This is a genomic window from uncultured Streptococcus sp. (assembly GCF_963456385.1).
Lineage (GTDB): Bacteria > Bacillota > Bacilli > Lactobacillales > Streptococcaceae > Streptococcus.
This window is the reverse complement of the sequence record NZ_CAUOLF010000008.1, coordinates 18,853-36,480: the sequence shown is the minus strand read 5'-3', so window position 1 is coordinate 36,480 and position 17,628 is coordinate 18,853. Positions and strand designations below refer to the sequence as shown.

General features: G+C 44.0%; 20 protein-coding genes. 1 reads left to right on the top strand and 19 read right to left on the bottom strand.

Annotated features, from left to right (window positions below):
- Positions 1-72: 72 nt before the first annotated feature.
- The 19 genes from RP262_RS04495 to RP262_RS04405 all read right to left on the bottom strand — a co-directional run bounded on the left by RP262_RS04495 (position 73) and on the right by RP262_RS04405 (position 16,794).
- Positions 73-1,377, bottom strand: a complete 1,305-nt coding sequence (locus tag RP262_RS04495; protein ID WP_002913667.1) for an RsmF rRNA methyltransferase first C-terminal domain-containing protein — start codon at positions 1,375-1,377, stop codon at positions 73-75.
- Positions 1,378-2,148 (bottom strand): inositol monophosphatase family protein, encoded by a 771-nt coding sequence (locus RP262_RS04490; protein WP_311154438.1) that lies wholly within the window; start codon positions 2,146-2,148, stop codon positions 1,378-1,380.
- Complete coding sequence (locus tag RP262_RS04485) at positions 2,138-2,416, bottom strand: UPF0223 family protein (protein ID WP_002897770.1); 279 nt, start codon at positions 2,414-2,416, stop codon at positions 2,138-2,140. The genes RP262_RS04490 and RP262_RS04485 overlap by 11 nt, the downstream gene beginning before the upstream one ends.
- Before the next feature lie 2 nt (positions 2,417-2,418).
- Positions 2,419-2,820, bottom strand: a complete 402-nt coding sequence (locus RP262_RS04480) for a Spx/MgsR family RNA polymerase-binding regulatory protein (RefSeq protein ID WP_002906786.1) — start codon at positions 2,818-2,820, stop codon at positions 2,419-2,421.
- Positions 2,821-2,931: 111 nt separating this feature from the next.
- Positions 2,932-3,861 (bottom strand): bifunctional riboflavin kinase/FAD synthetase, encoded by a 930-nt coding sequence (locus RP262_RS04475; protein ID WP_023916106.1) that lies wholly within the window; start codon positions 3,859-3,861, stop codon positions 2,932-2,934.
- A 248-nt stretch (positions 3,862-4,109) separates the two neighbouring features.
- On the bottom strand, positions 4,110-4,988 hold the full coding sequence (truB, locus tag RP262_RS04470; RefSeq protein ID WP_002900581.1) for a tRNA pseudouridine(55) synthase TruB: 879 nt from the start codon (positions 4,986-4,988) through the stop codon (positions 4,110-4,112).
- 3 nt (positions 4,989-4,991) lie between these two features.
- Positions 4,992-5,798, bottom strand: coding sequence for an alpha/beta fold hydrolase (locus RP262_RS04465; RefSeq protein ID WP_002900582.1), 807 nt, complete (start codon positions 5,796-5,798; stop codon positions 4,992-4,994).
- A gap of 391 nt (positions 5,799-6,189) precedes the next feature.
- Positions 6,190-6,987 carry a hypothetical protein gene (locus RP262_RS04460; RefSeq protein WP_002900583.1) on the bottom strand — a complete coding sequence of 266 codons (798 nt, stop codon included), beginning with the start codon at positions 6,985-6,987 and terminating at the stop codon, positions 6,190-6,192.
- Positions 6,968-7,429: a GNAT family N-acetyltransferase gene (locus RP262_RS04455; RefSeq protein WP_002900584.1), complete on the bottom strand. Its 462-nt coding sequence runs from the start codon at positions 7,427-7,429 to the stop codon at positions 6,968-6,970. The genes RP262_RS04460 and RP262_RS04455 overlap by 20 nt, the downstream gene beginning before the upstream one ends.
- A complete protein-coding gene (locus RP262_RS04450) occupies positions 7,426-7,812 on the bottom strand; it encodes a hypothetical protein (protein WP_002900585.1) in 387 nt (128 codons plus the stop codon). Before RP262_RS04450 ends, RP262_RS04455 begins: the two co-directional genes overlap by 4 nt.
- A gap of 5 nt (positions 7,813-7,817) precedes the next feature.
- Positions 7,818-9,086 (bottom strand): DUF2130 domain-containing protein, encoded by a 1,269-nt coding sequence (locus RP262_RS04445; RefSeq protein ID WP_002900586.1) that lies wholly within the window; start codon positions 9,084-9,086, stop codon positions 7,818-7,820.
- A gap of 30 nt (positions 9,087-9,116) precedes the next feature.
- Positions 9,117-9,539, bottom strand: a complete 423-nt coding sequence (locus RP262_RS04440; protein WP_002900587.1) for a hypothetical protein — start codon at positions 9,537-9,539, stop codon at positions 9,117-9,119.
- Positions 9,540-9,634: 95 nt separating this feature from the next.
- The gene (locus RP262_RS04435) at positions 9,635-11,380 is read right to left on the bottom strand and encodes an ABC transporter ATP-binding protein (RefSeq protein WP_311154437.1); all 1,746 of its coding nucleotides are present in this window, start codon (positions 11,378-11,380) and stop codon (positions 9,635-9,637) included.
- On the bottom strand, positions 11,373-13,139 hold the full coding sequence (locus tag RP262_RS04430) for an ABC transporter ATP-binding protein (RefSeq protein ID WP_311154436.1): 1,767 nt from the start codon (positions 13,137-13,139) through the stop codon (positions 11,373-11,375). The genes RP262_RS04435 and RP262_RS04430 overlap by 8 nt, the downstream gene beginning before the upstream one ends.
- An 18-nt stretch (positions 13,140-13,157) precedes the next feature.
- Entirely contained in the window at positions 13,158-13,769 is a 612-nt protein-coding gene (locus RP262_RS04425; protein WP_311154435.1) for a TetR/AcrR family transcriptional regulator, read from the bottom strand.
- A 173-nt stretch (positions 13,770-13,942) separates the two neighbouring features.
- Positions 13,943-14,359 carry a GNAT family N-acetyltransferase gene (locus RP262_RS04420; RefSeq protein ID WP_311154434.1) on the bottom strand — a complete coding sequence of 139 codons (417 nt, stop codon included), beginning with the start codon at positions 14,357-14,359 and terminating at the stop codon, positions 13,943-13,945.
- A gap of 31 nt (positions 14,360-14,390) precedes the next feature.
- A complete protein-coding gene (locus tag RP262_RS04415; RefSeq protein WP_002909993.1) occupies positions 14,391-15,056 on the bottom strand; it encodes an ABC transporter ATP-binding protein in 666 nt (221 codons plus the stop codon).
- Positions 15,057-16,118, bottom strand: a complete 1,062-nt coding sequence (locus RP262_RS04410) for an ABC transporter permease (protein WP_311154433.1) — start codon at positions 16,116-16,118, stop codon at positions 15,057-15,059.
- A gap of 67 nt (positions 16,119-16,185) precedes the next feature.
- A complete protein-coding gene (locus RP262_RS04405; RefSeq protein ID WP_311154432.1) occupies positions 16,186-16,794 on the bottom strand; it encodes a TetR/AcrR family transcriptional regulator in 609 nt (202 codons plus the stop codon).
- 108 nt (positions 16,795-16,902) lie between these two features.
- Here RP262_RS04405 and RP262_RS04400 point away from each other — a divergent pair, with 108 nt between their 5' ends.
- Positions 16,903-17,628 carry a hypothetical protein gene (locus tag RP262_RS04400; RefSeq protein ID WP_311154431.1) on the top strand — a complete coding sequence of 242 codons (726 nt, stop codon included), beginning with the start codon at positions 16,903-16,905 and terminating at the stop codon, positions 17,626-17,628.

Sequence of the window (17,628 nt, the reverse complement as noted above, 5' to 3'; positions counted from 1 at the left end):
GCAGAAAGAAGCTTTTTTTCAATACATTCACATCTTCAACTATATCATATAATACCAGCTTTTCCTAATATTTTATCTAAATCTCAGGCCTTTTGGGAAATAATTTTTCAGGGTTTTTCCAGTGACTTTTGCAAAGCCCAGGCCGTTTCCGCCAAGGACTAGTTGGTACCAGCCGTTTGGCTTCGTTTCTGCCAGTTCAATCGTCTCGCCAGCCACATATTTCTTGAAGTCCTGATTATTTATTTCAACTCGATTTAGAACTTCGCTGGGCTTCATAGCCAAGCCTAGGGCAAAGCTAGGCTCAAAGCGATTCTTCTTAAACCTTCCTAGATGCAAACCGTTACGAGCAATCTTTAGCTTGGACAGGTCTGGCAGGCCAGAAGGCAACAAATAAAGATTGTCCCCAAAGGTCTGCAAGTCTCCGGTCAAGACTTTTTTTAAATGCTTGCTCTCAAAGTCCTGCCATAGCTTTCTTTGCTCGCTCGTCAAACGATTCTTACCTGATTTAATCTTCTTGCTACAATTCTCACCAGTAAAGCGAAAGTGAGCTGCAAACTGACCTTCACCTTTGAAGCGATGCGGATACATCCGAGCTGTCTCAGGAAAGCCAATCCCTTCAGTCATCCCGTTTATCTTAGGAATATCAATCAATTCAAGAGGAAATTCTTCCAATAACCAAGCAACAATGTCTTCATTTTCCTCAGGAGCCCAAGTACAGGTCGAATAAACCAGACGACCATCCTTAGCAAGCATGCTCATAGCAGCTGTTAAAATCTCTCGCTGGAGCTGGGCGCATTGGGCTGGATAATCCGGAGTCCAATACTGGGTAGCATCCGGCTGCTTACGAAACATGCCCTCGCCCGAGCAAGGTGCATCTAAAACAATCAAGTCAAAATATCCGCTGAAAACCTGAGCCAGACGGTCAGCAGATTCATTGGTAACAAGCACATTTCTAGCACCAAAGCGCTCAATGTTCTCCACTAAGATTTTAGAGCGTTTACTATTGATTTCATTGGAGACCAGCAGGCCCGTATTATCTAAAAAAGATAAAAGATGAGTTGACTTGCCACCTGGTGCTGCCGCTAAATCTAGGACCTTCATACCCTTAGATGGCGCTGCTATCTGAGCCACCATCTGAGCTGCTGGCTCCTGCGAATAAACCAGACCAGTCACATGCTCAGCAGACTTGCCAGACACCTTGCCATAAAAGCCCCAGTCTGTCTGAGGAATGGCATCTGAGAAATTCTGTTGGCCTTCTTTCAGAGGATTGCTGCGAAAGGCCGAAATCGGCTCCTCGTCAAAAGTCGCAAAAAAGTCCGCCACTTCTGCGCCTAAAATCTGCTCATATTTTTCTTTAAAACCTTTAGGAAAGTCCATCTACTGCTTCCCCTTTTCTAAATAAGGCTTCAGAGCCGATAGTTTGCACTTAGGCGCCATCATGACAGGCTGCCGAGTCTGGAAATTTAGCTGACTGCCATCTAAGGTCTGGACGATAAAGCCTAGCTTTTCCGCCATAATCGAAGCCGCCGCATAATCCCAAGGCCAGTTGTAGGAAAAATAAACCAAGAGGCCGCCAGACAGTACCTTGCTAAAGCTAATCCCAGCACTGCCATAAACCCGAACCCCTAAACATTCCCGAGCCAAGTTTGCCAAGCCCCAATCATTGGCTTGCAGCATACCGGCATTAGAAGCCATGAGAAAATCTTGAAAAGGCCGGTCCTCAAAAGCAGGAAGTTTTTGGTCGTTACAATAGACAGCAAAGTCTCCGCCACCATGATAGAGCTGGTCTCTAGTCACATCATAGATCAAGCCAAAACGACCAATGCCCTCTTCAAAATAGGCAATCATAACAGCAAAATCAGCCTTCTGAGTGATAAAGTTGGTGGTTCCGTCAATCGGATCGATCACCCAGACATTGCCATCAGTAATATTATGTCGGAGTCCATTTTCCTCTGCTAAAATAGCATCCTGCGGATAGCGGGCTAGAATCTTAGCCACCAAATCATCCTGAACCCTCCGGTCCATCTGGGTGACCAAGTCAGTGGCACTGGTCTTTTGACTCACATCCAAATCATCATAGAGATGTTCCCTCAAAAAAGCACCAGCTTGGTAGATGATTTCTTTAGCAAAATGAAATTTATTTTCCAAGAGAAATGCTTCCTTTACCTTTACTTTTTGCCTCTTGAACAGCACGATAAAGCGAATAACCGCTGACGTTTTCAAACTCACGGCCGATTCGCTTCTCTTGGCCCTTGCTAGGAACAACTTGCTTGAAAGCCGCATAGGACTTCAAGAGCTTTTCCGCTTGGACTTTCTGCTCATAAGCTGCTTCTACATCATTAAAAAAAGAGAGCACCGAAGCAAGCTCTTCAGTGCTCCACGATAAATCTAGTGGGTAACTATAATTTTTGTTCATCTTTACTGAATATCTGCCCGCATGGTTGCGGATCTTAACTCTTCCTTACGATAACTACGAGGCAGAAAAGCACGAATTTCATCCTCGTTAAAGCCGATTTGCATCCGTTTGCCGTCTAAAATAATTGGGCGTCGCAAAAGACTGGGATTTTCCTCAATCAACTGAATCAAGGTTGAAATGGACAAATCCTCCACATCCAAATCTAATTTCTGAAAAATTTTTGAGCGAGTTGAAATAATGTCGTCTGTACCGTTCTCTGTCAGAGAAAGAATGTGTTGCAATTCGGGAGCTGACAGAGGGCTCGTCATGATATTATGTTCCTGAAAGGGCACTTCATGATTTAGCAGCCAAGCACGCGCCTTACGGCAAGAAGTACAACTCGGCGATAAAAATAATGTAATCATGCGTTTCTCTTCTAATTCTGTATAATAACTACCTCTATTATACTAAATTTTATTTGGCTTGACTATATTTTTTTGAAAATTACTGCCGAATGTCATGAAAATATAAATTTTTCAACTATTTCGATAACCAGTCCAACTTCTAGCGATCCGTTCATCACTCTGCAGCTGAGCAATCAAGCTGTCAATACCATCAAACTTGACCATCTCGCGAATCTTATCCAGCCAGAAAATCCGAATGCTATCGCCATAGATATCCTGAGAAAAATCAAAGATATTGACCTCAAAACGGAGTTCATCACCGTCAAAAGTTACATTTTTCCCAACACTAGCCATACCACGATAGCGCTGACCATTGTGCTCAACATCCGCGACATAAACGCCATCTCCTGGAAGCAGGACTCGATCCAAAGGAGCTAGATTGGCTGTTGGATAGCCAATCGTCCGTCCTCTGGCATTACCATGAACCACAATACCACGAGTAGAAAGAGGGTATCCTAGCAATTCTTGAGTTTTCAGCATATCTCCGACAGTAATCGTCTCCCGAATCCGAGTGGAAGAAATTTTCCGATTATCCAGATTAACCGAAGGAACGATAACAATCTTACCGTTAAAATAATCTCTCAGCTCATGTGACTCTTTGCGGTCTGAGCCAAAATGATAGTCAAAACCAGCTACCACAGCCTTGGCGCGCAAACGAGACACGTACTTCTCAAAAAAGTCTCGGGCTGTATTCCCCGCAAAATGGCTAGTAAAATCAATCAGGTAAAGATAGTCAACACCTAGACTTTCCAGCTGCGCTATCCGGTCTTCAGGACTAGCCAGATGCAGCATGAGTTCAGGCTGATAGCGGACAAAGGCCAGCTTAGGAGACTCTGGGAAGGTTAGTACTGCAATCTTGAGACCTTGCTCCGTTGCAATCTCTCTCGCTTTCTCAAAGAGTGCCTGATGCCCCTTATGCAGTCCATCGAAATAGCCTAGAACAAGGACCGTATCTTCTGTCTGATCAATCCCTTTTTCATCTATAATTCTCTTGGTTATCATCATTCCTCTATTTTACTACGCATTTGCTATTTTTACAATATCCGTTCCGTGCTAAACTGCAAAATAATCAAAAAGATTTTTACCATTCTAAGACAGGATGTTTTTCAAAATCTGAAAAAGCAAAACAAAAGGACAGCAGTTGTGCAGTTGCTGTCCTTTTGTGAGGTTTAATGAAATCATTATAACATGCAAGCGCACATTTCATATTACAAAAGAGTAACAATCTTTTGACAATTCTACTGCGGATATTAAAGGAAGACTTTGCGGGGCTTGTAGGCAGCTTCCCGCTTTTCCAAAATGGCTACTAACTTCTCCTTATAAAAGCCAGCTAGCTCAGCTTCTTCTGACATCAAGCTGATAAAACGGCCGTTCCTCACGTCCTCAACTTGCTCGTCAGAAAGCTCAACCTTCACTAAATCTCCGATTCCTAATTCGAGTGGTTGGAGGAAGGACAAATCATCTACTGCTACTCGCTCTGCTATTTCATCCAAGGTCAAGGCATCATCTAAGCTCATACCTGCTGAGGAAGTCCGTGTCAGCTGGGACATGTGACTGGCAAAGCCAAGCTTGGCTCCCAAATCAACAGACAGGGTTCGGACATAGGTCCCCTTGCTGCACTTGACTCGAAAACAAAAGCGTGCTTGTTCACCTTCATAGGAAACCGGACTGGTACGCTCAAAACTATAGATGGTCACCTGCCGCTCTGGCCGCTCCACTTCTTGACCCGCCCTTGCATACTCATAAAGCTTGCGACCATTGACCTTGACTGCAGAATACATGGGCGGAATCTGGCGAATCTCACCAGTCATTGACTCCATCGCTTCATCAATGAGAGCTTCTTCTAAAAGCTCTGTCACTGGCGTCCGCTCTAGGAGGTCTCCACTGGCATCCTCTGTCGTTGTTGAGCAGCCTAGTGTAATCTCCCCCTCGTAGACCTTGCCTTCCTCCTGCATAAACTCGACCAAACGCGTCGCCTTGCCCACAGCAATCGGAAGCACCCCGACCACATCTGGATCCAAGGTTCCCCCATGACCAATTTTCTTGGTTTTTAAAATCTTTCGCAGCTTAAATACCGCATCATGCGAGGTCATACCCGCTTCTTTTCTTAAGTTGATAATTCCGTTCATTGGTTAACTTTCTAAAAATAGTAAAACTCTCTTTTGGAAATCCTTATGCCCTTCATAGAGTGCGTGACCACAGTCTGGCAAAATAGTGAGCTGGCTATCTTTGATATGGTGATGCAATTCGAGCGAAGCTTCTACACCTAGAACGTCATCTTCTTCTGCTCCGATAACTAGCGTAGAACAGTTGATCTTTTGCAGAACTACCAGACTATCATGTCTTAAGCAAGATGTGGCCTGAATAGCAATCCGATGTTTATCTTTAATGCGACCAAAGATTCCCATTATTCGATAAAGGTATTTAAACTTTCCAAAGGATTTAGGTGTATAAGAGTGACTTGCAATATCCAACATTAGTTCCTTATAGGATCCAGTCTGACTCAACTCAAGCCAGCGAGTAATCCGCTCCCTACCAAGATTGTTCAGTTTCGCAGTAGTAACTGTCAAAATTAATTTTTCAACTCTTTCTGGGAAATCTGCTGCCAACCATTGGGCAATCATACCACCTTGAGAAATTCCTAGGACAGCTACCGTTTTCAAACCTAAAACATCCATTGCTTCAGCTATATCAGTCGCCATATCTCGTGTTGTATAATTTTCTGGCAACTCATTGATTCTGCTAAAAACATACACTTGGTAAGCTGTTGCGAATTTCCTATAAGATAGAGCAAGCATTTGCGCCATTCCCTTAACAGTCGCCAAACCATCTCCTAGGCCTGGAATGATGAGCAGAGGCTTCTTCCCTTTTCCAAAGGTCACATAATCCATGCTCTTATCGTTAAAATGCAGGACATGATTTTTTGCGAGATAGACCATATTCAGAATCCTCTCAAAAGCTTACTTATAAGAATGGACCAAAACCAGTTGTTAGTTTTTCAAAGCCATGATTTTCGTAAAACTGATAGGCTCCCTGTCTAGCATCCGCAAGCCAACTGTTTAAGGTCAATACCTCGGTCACATTCTGACAGGACGATTAAGTAGCTGTTCGGCAGTTCGATTTACTTCATGACCACCTTCAAGTCCTAGTCAATCTCCCATCTCTGTCTTGACAAGCAAGGTCGGACAGGAAATCCTTGTCTGCTCTTGCATCATATTCTTGACAGGTCTGAGCCTGAATCAGCAGTCACTTTCTATTCTTGATTTTCTCCAAAAATTTCATCAGTTTATATGGATGTTAATGATTGACTTCAAAAACTTAACGAAACCGTCACACTTCTATCCGACTTTCAAAAATCTGATAAAGCTGTTCAAGGCGGCAGTCCTCAGTAGTCGTTATTTCTTCCTCCGATAGGAGAACATTTTCCAATATTGGAAAAAAACCTTGAGCCAGTTCCCGACTGTTCAGCCAATCTGTCATCTGCTGGTTAAAGGCAGGATTGTCCGAAAAAATATAGTCAAAGTGGGCATAATCCTTGGTGTAATAGTAGTAAATCTCCTCCAGAGCTAGTAGTGCCTTGATGGGATCAGCTTCCTCCAGCCAAAGACTCCTATCTAACAGATGGCTGGTTTCGAGGCCAGCCAGATCAAACATAACCAAATAAACCGCCACACCATCAGCTTGACTGGGTCTAAAATTAATCGTATCAAGGATAAACTGACGTGAGAAGCGCCGCATAAAATTTAACTCCTGTGGCTTCCAACTGTCACTTTCAAAGTGACACCGATCCAGATTAAGAGAATCATCGACTCTGATTTCAATGTAGTGAGCAATCATCTCTAAAATCCGAGGCAGAAAATGCCTGATTTGGTAGTCGTCATCACTCTTATTAACCACCGCGTTGAGGTATTCATAGATTAACACCTCACTCAGTTCCCTGACAGGAATGGTTTGCAAAGCTCTGAGATTCTCCTCGGAGATGCAGACGGGGCAGGTACAAAGGGTCAGAGGAAAGTGTAAATCGCAATTAAACAGGGTGTAGGCCTCTTCTAAAAGGGCTTGCATAGCAGGGCTGAGGTCGGGCTCCTTCGGTATTTCCGGTCTAGTCTTAGCTTTTTTCTTTCCCATACTCATCCTCCTCTACATTAGCTAAGCTAGTCTGGCGAAAGCCATGTTTTTGGTAAAAAGCATGCGCAACCAACCGTTCATCATTAACGCCGTTGTTTAAGGCCATAGCTTTTGCACCATCTTGACTAGCTATCTTCTTGACCTTGTCCATCAGAGATGTCGCAATTCCTTGCCACCTGGCATTTCGACTGACCGCCAGAGCTAAGATCTGATAGTAGAAAGCTGTGGACACGAAAAAGTAAAGCTTGGCATAGCCAATAAAGCCAAGAATCTGAGATTCTTTCTCAGCAACTAAACAACCGTAAGCTGGATTAACAAGAATATCCCTGAGTCTGCTTTGCAATTCATCTTTTTCTGCTGAATAGCCCAATACTTTATACAGGGGCGGCAGAACTTTTGTGTCTTCTTTCTGATATTCTTGAACAGTCAATTGATCTATCATTTTTCTATTTTTCTTTCAAAATACTGCTTATAAATAGTTACCGCTATCTGACGTTTTTTCTTAATAACTAAGTCAGTCGCCTCTTCATCGTCCATAAATCCAATCCCTGAAAAAACTAACAAACCCAGTCCAAGATAAGGTAAATCCTTAACAGATAAGGACATCCCTTGAAAAAAGACTAAATAGCAAAGTACTAAAAAATAAACTACATTAGCTAACAGTACTTGTTTGCCTCGTTCAATCCAAATTTCTTTACGTAATTCGGAAGAAGCAGCTTGCCATTGCTGATTAAAAGTTTCCTTCCCTTCTTGTGGCAGTCTTTCTATAATTCGATCAATCTCAGCAAATTTGGTTGATTGTATCCAACGGGTTGTTAAGTCCATTTTTCTCACTCCTTCAAAGCTTCAAACTTAGCTTTCATGGTAGGATTTTTGCGCGTCATTTTTTTGACAGAGACGTCGTCCAGTTTGTTATTTGCTAAGCGCAGCTGGTTTTCAGAGGTCGTCAGGAACTTCTTGATTTCTTCCATCCGGCGGATGGCCTTATCAATCTCCTCGATAGCCTTGCCAAAGTTGGTCGAAGCGGACTGATAGTTCTTGGCGAAAGCTACTTTAAAGGCATCCAAATCTTCCTCAAAATGCGTAATATCAATATTCTGCTCCCGCACCAAGGCCAGTTCCTGCTTATACTGGAGCGAGTTGAGCGCAGCATTACGCAGGAGGGTAATCATGGGCAGAAAGAACTGAGGCCGGATAACATACATCTTCTCATAGGCATAAGATACATCGACAATACCCGAATTGTAGAGCTCGCTGTCAGCCTCAAGAAGTGTCACCAGAATAGCATACTCACAGCCTTTCTCCCGCCGATCCTTATCCAACTCTTTGAAGAAATGCTCATTTTTCTTCTTGGTCGCTGTCTCATCGCCTTCATTTTTCATCTCAAACATGATGGAGAGAATTTCCACGCCATTTTCATCCACCTCACGGTAAATGTAGTCACCCTTGCTGCCTGTTCTGGCATCATTGTCCTTGCCAAACTCAGCTCGTGGGAACATCCCCATACGGTTCTTGTTAAACTCGTACTCGCAGTGCTGTTCCAAACTCTCACCAATCATCTTAGTGGACTGCTTGGCTTTAAAATCCTTATAGAACTCTATGGTCTCATCTTTCTGCCGCAGCTCTACCTCATAGCGCTCTTTAAGCGAGGTCTGAGCCAAAGCTGCTTCCTTTTCTTGCAAGACTAGCTGGTTCTTAACCTCGTCTCGCTCTTTTTCCAGCGCAGATAAGGTCTTTTGCAGTTGATTTTCATGCTCCAAGCGCAGAGTAGTCAACTGACTTTCCAATTGCTGAACTTCCTTTTCCTTCTCCTGCAATTGAAGACTAGCTGCTTGCTCTGCCTCTTTCTTAGCCAACTCCTGCTGGGTCTCAAACTGAGCAATTTGACTTTGAAGATTGCTAATCTCCTGCTCTTTCTGCGATAGCAGGGCTTGTTGGGTATTCTGGAATTTTTGCTCTGCTAAAGCCAGCTCCTGCTCAATCCGAGCATGAATCTCCTTGTCAAACTCTGCAGTTCGAACCTGCGACAAAAGCTCACTGTACTGGCTCTCATTAACAGTAAAAACCTCCCCGCAGTTGGGACATTTGATTTCGTTCATAGGGTACCTCTTTCTCTGTAGTTAAACTCTTTATTCTTTTTCTTTTCCGACCCGACAGTTCATGCAGCCTTCATACATTATTTGGAGCTGACAAGGAAAAATCTTATTTCCCATTGATAATTCTCCCTGCCAAAGACACTTTTTATCACTGTAATATTCGTGAATAATTGTAATAATAAATTGCGGATATTCTTTTAGAAAATGTTCTAATGGATAGTAAACACCAGTGAATGCCCGATTTTCTTGACTGTCCAAAATGTAGATTTGACAATAATCAAGCTCAACATTTTCAAAGCAAATGCCAGCATCATAATACTTTTCGCCCTCCTGACTATAATCAATCATATAATCAAACTGAACATGCAAATGATTGCTTTCCAGCCAAATCTTCCGAGTGCTCAAATCATGCAAACTAAAGGCCCGGCCAGGAGGCCGCTTCTCTGCTCTTTCCATCTTTCTCCTATTTCTGCTCGTTAATCTTTATGATTATTATACCATCCTTTCTCGAAATTAAAAACAGCAAGCCGTTGGCCTGCTGTTTCAGATTATCACTCCTCCATATCAATCCGCCAGCTGGCGGCTGTTTTTCTTTCTTGGATAAATTTACTGTAGATACCTTGTTTGGCCAGTAAGTCTTGGTGTTTACCTTGCTCGACAATGCGGCCTTGATCCAGCACCAAAATCTGGTCTGCATGCTCAACCGTCTTGAGTCGGTGGGCAATCATGATAATGGTCTTATCGCGAGTCAGAGCCTGAATAGCCTGCATGAGGGCTTCTTCGTTTTCTGGGTCAACATTGGCTGTCGCTTCATCCAGAATGATAATAGGCGCATCCTTGATAATTGCCCGAGCAATGGAAATGCGCTGGCGCTCACCTCCAGAAAGACTGGCACCTCCTTCACCAATCTTAGTGTCATAGCCATCAGGCAGCGAGAGTATAAAGTCATGACAGGCGGCTTTCTTAGCAGCCTCTATTACTTCTTCTTGACTGGCCTCCGGCTTGCCAAAACGAATGTTATTGGCAATGGTATCCTCAAAGAGATAGACGCTTTGGAAGACAAAGCTGAAATTACGAATCAGGCTGTCATAGCTGTAATCCCTGACATCATGCCCGTCCAAACTGATACTTCCCTGATCCACATCCCAGAAGCGGGCGATGAGGTTACAGAGCGTTGTCTTGCCTGATCCAGAAGGTCCGACCAGAGCAGTTGTTGTTTTTTCGGGAATGGTGAGGGAAACCTGGTCAATGATTTTCTTATTTCCATAAGAGAAGCTAACATCTCTCAGCTCAATCCTGCTGCTCTTAGGCTCAATATCCTGACCGCTGATGTCCATCGGCTGGATAGCCAAAACTTGATTGACCATATCAACCGACAAATCAACAATGCGCAGGAGAGAAGAGAAAGAGCCAACGCCGTCTAGATTTTCATAAATCATAAAACCACTGACAATCATCATAATGGTTACCAACAGCTCCATACTGCCATTGAGATAAAAGTAGATAGAGAAAAGCCCCATAAAGAGACCGGTCAGCTTGGTCACCATACCCTGGAGGGCGATGTAAGGTGAGGTCACGAGTGTCATTTTGGTATCTAGCTGACTCTTGCCTTCAATAGCCTTGGACAGCTTCTTGGCAGAACGGTTGACCAGATTGTAGTTCTTAACTTCAGCAATCCCTTGGCTATACTCCAAAACAACGGCTACTAGGTCCGTATCCGCCTGATACTTGTCATCAGAAACCTTGCCAACTTGCCAACGCATAAGGGTATTTGGCAGGAGAAAGAGGACAAGACCCACCAAGAGAACCAGACCAACCCGCCAGTCATAGAGAAAGACCAAAATAGTGATGAGACCAGTCGTCAGAAAGCCCTGCACAGTCATCATAACAACTCGCGTAGCCACATCAGACAGGCCTTCCAGCGTATTGGTCGTAACACTGGTAATCTTGCCTAGGCTATTTTGATTAAAGTAACCCATGGGCAGATAGCGCATGTGCTCGGCAATTTCAATCCGCTTCTGAGCACAGGTATGATAGCCCGCTTCCGTCTGTAGCATGGTAATTTTCAGAGTAATCCAGACGTTTAGCACTGTGGATACCAGCATGATCCCCAGAGCCAGCCAGAAATTCTGCATAGAGAGGTTCTTATCAATCAGTCCCATAAGGACTAGGCCGATTGCTGGGATACGCAGAGCAATAATAAAGGACTTGACGATGCCCAGATAAATGGATTGATAAAATTTCTTACGGTCCTCTGCCGTACAGAAATCAAAGAATTTCTTCAGTATATTAAGCATGAGTCAGCCCTCCTTTCATCTCACCACTATCCCTAGTAGCAATATGGGCCCGCCACATGGAATCATAAAGCGCACTAGCTGCAAGCAACTCTTCATGCCGACCCCTAGCTTCAATCCGACCATCATTGACCAGAACTATCTGGTCTGCACTCATAATCGTAGACAATCGGTGGGCAATGACAATCAAGGTTCGCCCCTCAATCAGACGAGCTAGACTGGACTGAATCCGTGCTTCATTTTCCGGATCTGTATAAGCAGTCGCTTCATCCAAGATAAGAATCGGCGCATCCTTAAGCATGGCACGGGCGATGGCAATCCGCTGACGCTCCCCACCAGATAGATGACCGCCGCCAGAGCCTACCTGAGTCTCAAATCCGTTTTCTAAGTTCATGATAAAGTCATAACAGCCACAACGACGGGCAATTTCGATGACCTCTTCATCAGAAGCTGCTGGATTACCCATCCGGATATTGTCCATAATGGTCTCATCAAAGAGATAGTTATCCTGAGTCACGTAAGCAATCTGCCGACTGTAATATTCTAGCGGAAGCTGTCGAATGTCCAAGCCACCATAGGTAATCTGACCAGAACTGACATCCCAGAAAGAAGCTAGAAGCTTGGCAATTGTAGACTTACCTGAGCCTGATGGGCCGACTAAAGCATTGATACTGCCAGCCTTAATATCTAGCGAAATACCATGCAGTACTTCCTCTTCATCTGTATAGCCAAAACTGACATCCGTCATGACCAGATCTCTTCCTTTTGGAAGTTCTCGCAGCTCCTGAGGCCTTTTCAAATCAGGCTTTTCCAGAATATCAATGACTTGGCCAAAAATAGTCCCGATTTTCCGTAAATCGTCCATGTAACTAGCCACTAAAATTAGAGGAGTCAGAAGACTGAGCGAAAGAATAATCATCAGAATGAAATTGCCGGCAGTCAAGCTGCCTTGCAGATAGAAATAACAGCCAGCCGGCAGCAGAAAGAGCAAGCCTGATGGCAGGAAAGCGGTCACAATGCCCATCTCCAGATTAAATTTGCGCATCCACTCAATAAAGCAATCTGCTCCTTCTCTAGCAGCCGTCACAAACTTATCGTAAGAAAACTTTTCTTTGCCAAACACCTTGATGACCTCAATCCCATTGATGTATTCCACCGCTGTATCATTGAGCTTTTTGGTCTTGAGCAGAGTATTTTGATAGTCTGCTTCGCTATTGGCAACCATCCGCATATAGGCCAGCGCCACGATGGGAATAGTCAGGAGAGACAGCAAGGTTAGCCGCCAATCAATAACCAGCATAGCAATGAGAACAATAATCGGACCAAAAATCCCAGCAGTAAACTCTGGAATCAGGTGGGCCAAGGTCGTTTCGGTCGCATCCACCCGCTCAACGATAATGTTTTTATAGCTGCCTGATGACTGACTAAGCACTGTACCTAAAGGCAGCCTAGCTAGCTTATCTGTCAGGCGGTGCCGCATTTCCGCTAGAATCTTAAAAGTAGCCGTATGTGACAGCATGGTGGAAATACCGTGAAATCCCCAGTAGCCAATCCAGGCCAGACCTGCCCATGCCGACTGTAGCAGGTAGAAATTCCAGTTTTTATTGCCAGCCAAGAGCTGATTAATCATACCACCAATAAAGAAATAAGGCAGAAATCCTGAAAGTACAGAGACAAAGGCAAAAATCAGACTGAGTCCAAAATATATCTTATGAAGGGAAACAAAGTCCCAGATCCAAGCAAGAACAGATTTTTTCTTCATAGAATTTCCTTCTTTCTATCAAAAACCTAGCAAACTTCCCCAGTCAAACAAGTCCATGATGGAATGGCAAAATTCCAGCGCCTGCCCTTGGGGCCAGTCTTGAGCCAAGGGCTCAAATACAGCTGTGTAATAAGCTGTCATGCACGATCGGAGAAACTCATGTTTGACCAGATGATTGATCTTCCCCTCTTTGTAAGCCAGCTCCAAATAGCGATAAGTCTCGTCTGCAGCCAAATGAGGCAGACGCATCCTGAAGTCCGCTTGCGAAGAACCCTGAGATTTAAAGAGCAAGAGCTGCATAATATCCTTATGCTCATAGAGAATCCGCATCAGGGACTGGAGATCTTCCAAGCGATGGGCCCAAATGTCAGACAGGTGTCCCTCTTCTAGGAAAGCATAGTCACGTCGCTTCTGCTCTTGTCCATACTGGTCTAAGGCTGTCAAAGTAGGCTCAAGCAGGGCAGTAAAGAGACTGTCCTTGCTCTCATAGCGCTTATAAAGTGCCCCAGTCGTCAAGCCAGCAGCGCGACAAATTCTCCGCAGTGAAGCATCCTGATAGCCATAAGCTAAGAACTCACTCCTTGCGCTTTCTAAGATTTTTTCGTTTAACTCATCTGTTTCTTTTTTCATGCTTTCAATTCGATAACACTGTTATCACCTTTCTTCTTTTATTATAAATTCTGACAATTTAACTGTCAAGGAAAAACAAAAGAGACCGAGAAATATTTTCATCGGTCTAGTTCTATTCCTTTTTTTCTTGTAAACATGACAAAAGGAGCTTGCGAACAAGCTCCTCTAGAATTTTAATTTTTATTAGGTGCATAAATCATGCCAGTACAGTCGAAATCTTCCTGTCGGCGAAAGCCGAGCTCTCGATAAAAAGCTAGATTTTTATCTGACTGCTCCGTTGCCAACTGGATTTGGTAAACATCCTTAAAACTTTCCAACGTCTGCTGGAGAAGGCCTCGGCCAATCCCCTGACGCTGGTAGTGTGGATACACCAGCAAATCCTGAATAAAGACAATGGTAAACCCATCTCCGACCACTCGGATCAAACCAACCAACTTGTCTTCGTCATAGGCCGCCATCACAAACAAGGACTGATGGAAGGCTTGCTCTAACTGCTGAGGTCGATTAGTGTAATTGCTCCAACCTACCGAAGCGTAGAGGTCTAGCACTGCCGCAAAATCTAGCTGAGGATTTATTTTATAATGAATCATGGCTATCTCCTTGTTTTTTCTCTGTTTCGCTTTATCGAACTTGAGTCAGCACTCCGTCTTGCATCTCATAAACCTTATCAACCTCGTCCAGCAGGCGAGTATCATGAGTAATCATGACCACGCTCTTATGGAATTTCTGGGTCACCTCTTTGAGTAGATGGACCACGCGTTTAGCCCGCTCTGTATCCAGACTAGCTGTCGGCTCATCAGCCAAGATAATATCAGGGCTATTGTAAAGTGCCCTAGCGATAGCAGCTCTCTGCCGTTCCCCGCCGGACAATTCTTTCGGATACTGCTTGAGTGTTCCTTTAAGATCCAGCAACTCAATCAGACTGTCTAGATCCGTCCTTTCCTTTTTAGATAAGCGGTCAATCAGCTGGAACTGGTCTTCGATTTTCAAAAAAGGAATGAGATTGGAAGCCTGCAAAATAAAGCCGAAATCATTGAAACGCAGGGCTGCCCGTTCCTTTTCCTTGAGCTGGGAAGTATCTTTCCCATGCAGGAGAATCTGTCCTTTTGAGGGAGTTTGCAAATGACCCAGCAAGGTCAGAAAGGTTGTTTTACCCGATCCTGACGGCCCAATAATAGCTACAAACTGCCCCGCTTCCAGTTGGAAATCAGTTGGTTTCAGGGCTTGAACCAGCGTATGTCCCTGGCCATATTCTTTTGTAACCCCTTTTAGTTCTATGATTGACATTTACTCACCTCCAATCGCTGTGATAGGGTCAATTTTCAGAACCCGGTGAATGGACAAGAGCCCGCCAGCCAGTGACATGAAAACAATCAGGACAATCAATCCAGCATAAGCTCGCCAGTCACTGTAAAAAGGCATAGAAGCCGGCAAGACTAGCTGAGTTCCCAAGAGAGCCAAGACAGCTAAGCTGATTCCCAGAGTGGATAGGATGAAAATCTGCCAAAAAATAGAAGCAATAATCTTCCCACTGGCAATCCCTTGGGCGCGCATAATACCGTAAAGATGGGTCTTTTGGATGGTAATGATGTACATAAAAATTCCCAATACCAAAAATGTAATCAGAACCATGGCCCCAATCATAAAGGAAAAAGTCAGTACTTGAGGCTGATAACCAGGGATATTTTCTATAAAATCACTCATAGAGAGCTGACTAAGTCCTGCTTCTTCAATCTTCTGACCATCCTTGACCACAAGTGCGCTGATATTCTTAACCTGACTTGAGCCGTACTTTAATTCCCTGAAATCATCTAGATCCATAAAAATTACAGGTTGCGTAAAGAAGCTATTATCCTCTGTGAAACCAACAACCTGATAGAGGCGCTCACTTCCATTAAGCTGAAGCTGGTCGCCTAGTTTCACACCTTTTTGCTGCAGACGCTTATCCGCAATAACTTCATAAGCAGTCTCAGCAGGACGTCCCTCAATAATGTCAGGCGCTAGAAAACTATCCCAAGAGAGACCAAAAACCTGAGCATTGAGTTTATCAGTCCCATCTTCATAATTGGCCACTGCTGACGTTTGTCCCAAAGCAGCGATTGAGTCCCCTTGAAGCAGGCGGCTGTATTCCTCGTCCTTGAGAGTCGAAGCTATTAGATTCTTATTGGCGTACTCTGACAAGACGATTGACTCAGCCTGCCATTGGTCCAAAGCCAAGCGATTGAGCCTAGCCAAACCAACGGAAAGACTGGATAAAAAGAAAACCATATAGGTAATGAGAAAGACCACAGCAACCACTAAACGATAACGCCCTCGGCTGTAGACAATCTCTTTAAAAGCTAAAAACACGGCTATCCTCCTTTGAGATATACGAGACTATTATATCATAAAGCAGCAAACCGGAAAAACAATCCTGTCAATCCCCCTGCATATGCTCTCTGACAAAACCTGCTAAACCAACAGCGGTCACTCTAGTATGAAAATCACTCATTTGCTGAGCCTTATAGCGAGGATGAGCCAGCCAGTAAGTCAGGGTTCCCATAAAGGAAGCAGCCTGATGATTCAGGAGCAAGTCCGCTTCTACCTCCTCTAAATGTGGATTCCCCAAGGAAATACTCTGCGAGAAAATCTCCCTCAAAGCTTCCTGCAACCGCTGCGAACTAGTTGGACTGCCATTTGGACCCAAAAGAATAGCCAAGTCTTCCAAGTAAGGCTCAAAAAAATGAAAAAGATTTTGTTTCTCATGGATATAGTCTTCCACTTTAAAATTTTTTTCTAACTTGAACAAGCAGGCAGATTCTAGAGCCTCTTGATAATAGGCCTGCAAATCATCTAGCAAGCGGTCTTCTATCTTCTCCAGCAGATCATATTTATCCAAATAATGCCGATAAAAGGTACTGCGATTCACCTCTGATAAGTCAATCAGCTGGCGAATACTGATAGTCTCAAAAGTCTGCTCTTTCATCAGCTGCAGCAAGCTAGTCTCTATCCGCTTTTCTGTCTTTTTTCTTTTTTTCTCATACATGCTATTCACCTCAAAATGCAACAGTCCATCTAAAATTGATGCTTGTATGTCATCCAGCTCCCACTATATAATAAATATAAGCAGAAGACAAGAACAAGAGGATTAAAAATGAAGATTATGATCAATCAAAAAGAAGTCAGTCAAGAAAGAATTGAGCAATGGCGGAAGCAGAGAATCCATAAAGCAGCTAAAATACTTAATCTACAGCTGCCTAATACTGACAACACGGAGATTTTAGACCAAGCCCTACTGGAAGCAAAAATGAAGCTGACATACGAAGAGCTAATCCAGCACATCGGAACCAAACTCAAATGGAGCCAATGTTTGATGAAATGGGCGGCCAAATGGTCCAAGAAACCACGAAAAAGAGCTATCATCACGATTTTTGCAAGTGGACTGACTGCTGCTTCTTTCAGTAAAAGGCTAGAAAAATTGATGTTAGAAAAGACAAATGTTCATAAACGAGTCAATCTTGGTGCCTGTCCAGACCATTATGCTTTGCAGCCGCACGGGAACAAACTTGAAGTCATTGAGACTGCAGGAAACAGCCCACTGCCAACACAGTTTTTCCTTGACCTTGGTGGTGAAGCTGAAATAGAGGAGCCTCGTGATGCATCTTATCCCTTCCAAACTGTCGGTGCCGCGAGTCTAGCGGATGGTTGCAATATCGGTGGTATTCGCCATCAGTTTCGCGACACAGAAAAAGGCCTAGAAGCCCGATTCTGTGTTGAATTCCCCAGCCTTTGTCCAGACAGCCTTATCAAAGAACACCAGCTCCACCTGGCCGCCGAATGGTCAAGATGGATAACTTGGTGCAGAGAGCATAAAGAATGA

Coding starts and splice junctions, on each gene's coding strand:
- RP262_RS04435 (WP_311154437.1), bottom strand. CDS start 11,380: ATGCTTAATATACTGAAGAAATTCTTTGATTTCTGTACGGCAGAGGAC.
- RP262_RS04425 (WP_311154435.1), bottom strand. CDS start 13,769: ATGAAAAAAGAAACAGATGAGTTAAACGAAAAAATCTTAGAAAGCGCA.
- RP262_RS04445 (WP_002900586.1), bottom strand. CDS start 9,086: ATGAACGAAATCAAATGTCCCAACTGCGGGGAGGTTTTTACTGTTAAT.
- RP262_RS04415 (WP_002909993.1), bottom strand. CDS start 15,056: ATGTCAATCATAGAACTAAAAGGGGTTACAAAAGAATATGGCCAGGGA.
- RP262_RS04485 (WP_002897770.1), bottom strand. CDS start 2,416: ATGAACAAAAATTATAGTTACCCACTAGATTTATCGTGGAGCACTGAA.
- RP262_RS04405 (WP_311154432.1), bottom strand. CDS start 16,794: ATGTATGAGAAAAAAAGAAAAAAGACAGAAAAGCGGATAGAGACTAGC.
- RP262_RS04420 (WP_311154434.1), bottom strand. CDS start 14,359: ATGATTCATTATAAAATAAATCCTCAGCTAGATTTTGCGGCAGTGCTA.
- RP262_RS04430 (WP_311154436.1), bottom strand. CDS start 13,139: ATGAAGAAAAAATCTGTTCTTGCTTGGATCTGGGACTTTGTTTCCCTT.
- truB (WP_002900581.1), bottom strand. CDS start 4,988: ATGAACGGAATTATCAACTTAAGAAAAGAAGCGGGTATGACCTCGCAT.
- RP262_RS04480 (WP_002906786.1), bottom strand. CDS start 2,820: ATGATTACATTATTTTTATCGCCGAGTTGTACTTCTTGCCGTAAGGCG.
- RP262_RS04450 (WP_002900585.1), bottom strand. CDS start 7,812: ATGGACTTAACAACCCGTTGGATACAATCAACCAAATTTGCTGAGATT.
- RP262_RS04475 (WP_023916106.1), bottom strand. CDS start 3,861: ATGATAACCAAGAGAATTATAGATGAAAAAGGGATTGATCAGACAGAA.
- RP262_RS04465 (WP_002900582.1), bottom strand. CDS start 5,798: ATGGTCTATCTCGCAAAAAATCATGTCCTGCATTTTAACGATAAGAGC.
- RP262_RS04400 (WP_311154431.1), top strand. CDS start 16,903: ATGAAGATTATGATCAATCAAAAAGAAGTCAGTCAAGAAAGAATTGAG.
- RP262_RS04455 (WP_002900584.1), bottom strand. CDS start 7,429: ATGATAGATCAATTGACTGTTCAAGAATATCAGAAAGAAGACACAAAA.
- RP262_RS04460 (WP_002900583.1), bottom strand. CDS start 6,987: ATGGGAAAGAAAAAAGCTAAGACTAGACCGGAAATACCGAAGGAGCCC.
- RP262_RS04495 (WP_002913667.1), bottom strand. CDS start 1,377: ATGGACTTTCCTAAAGGTTTTAAAGAAAAATATGAGCAGATTTTAGGC.
- RP262_RS04440 (WP_002900587.1), bottom strand. CDS start 9,539: ATGGAAAGAGCAGAGAAGCGGCCTCCTGGCCGGGCCTTTAGTTTGCAT.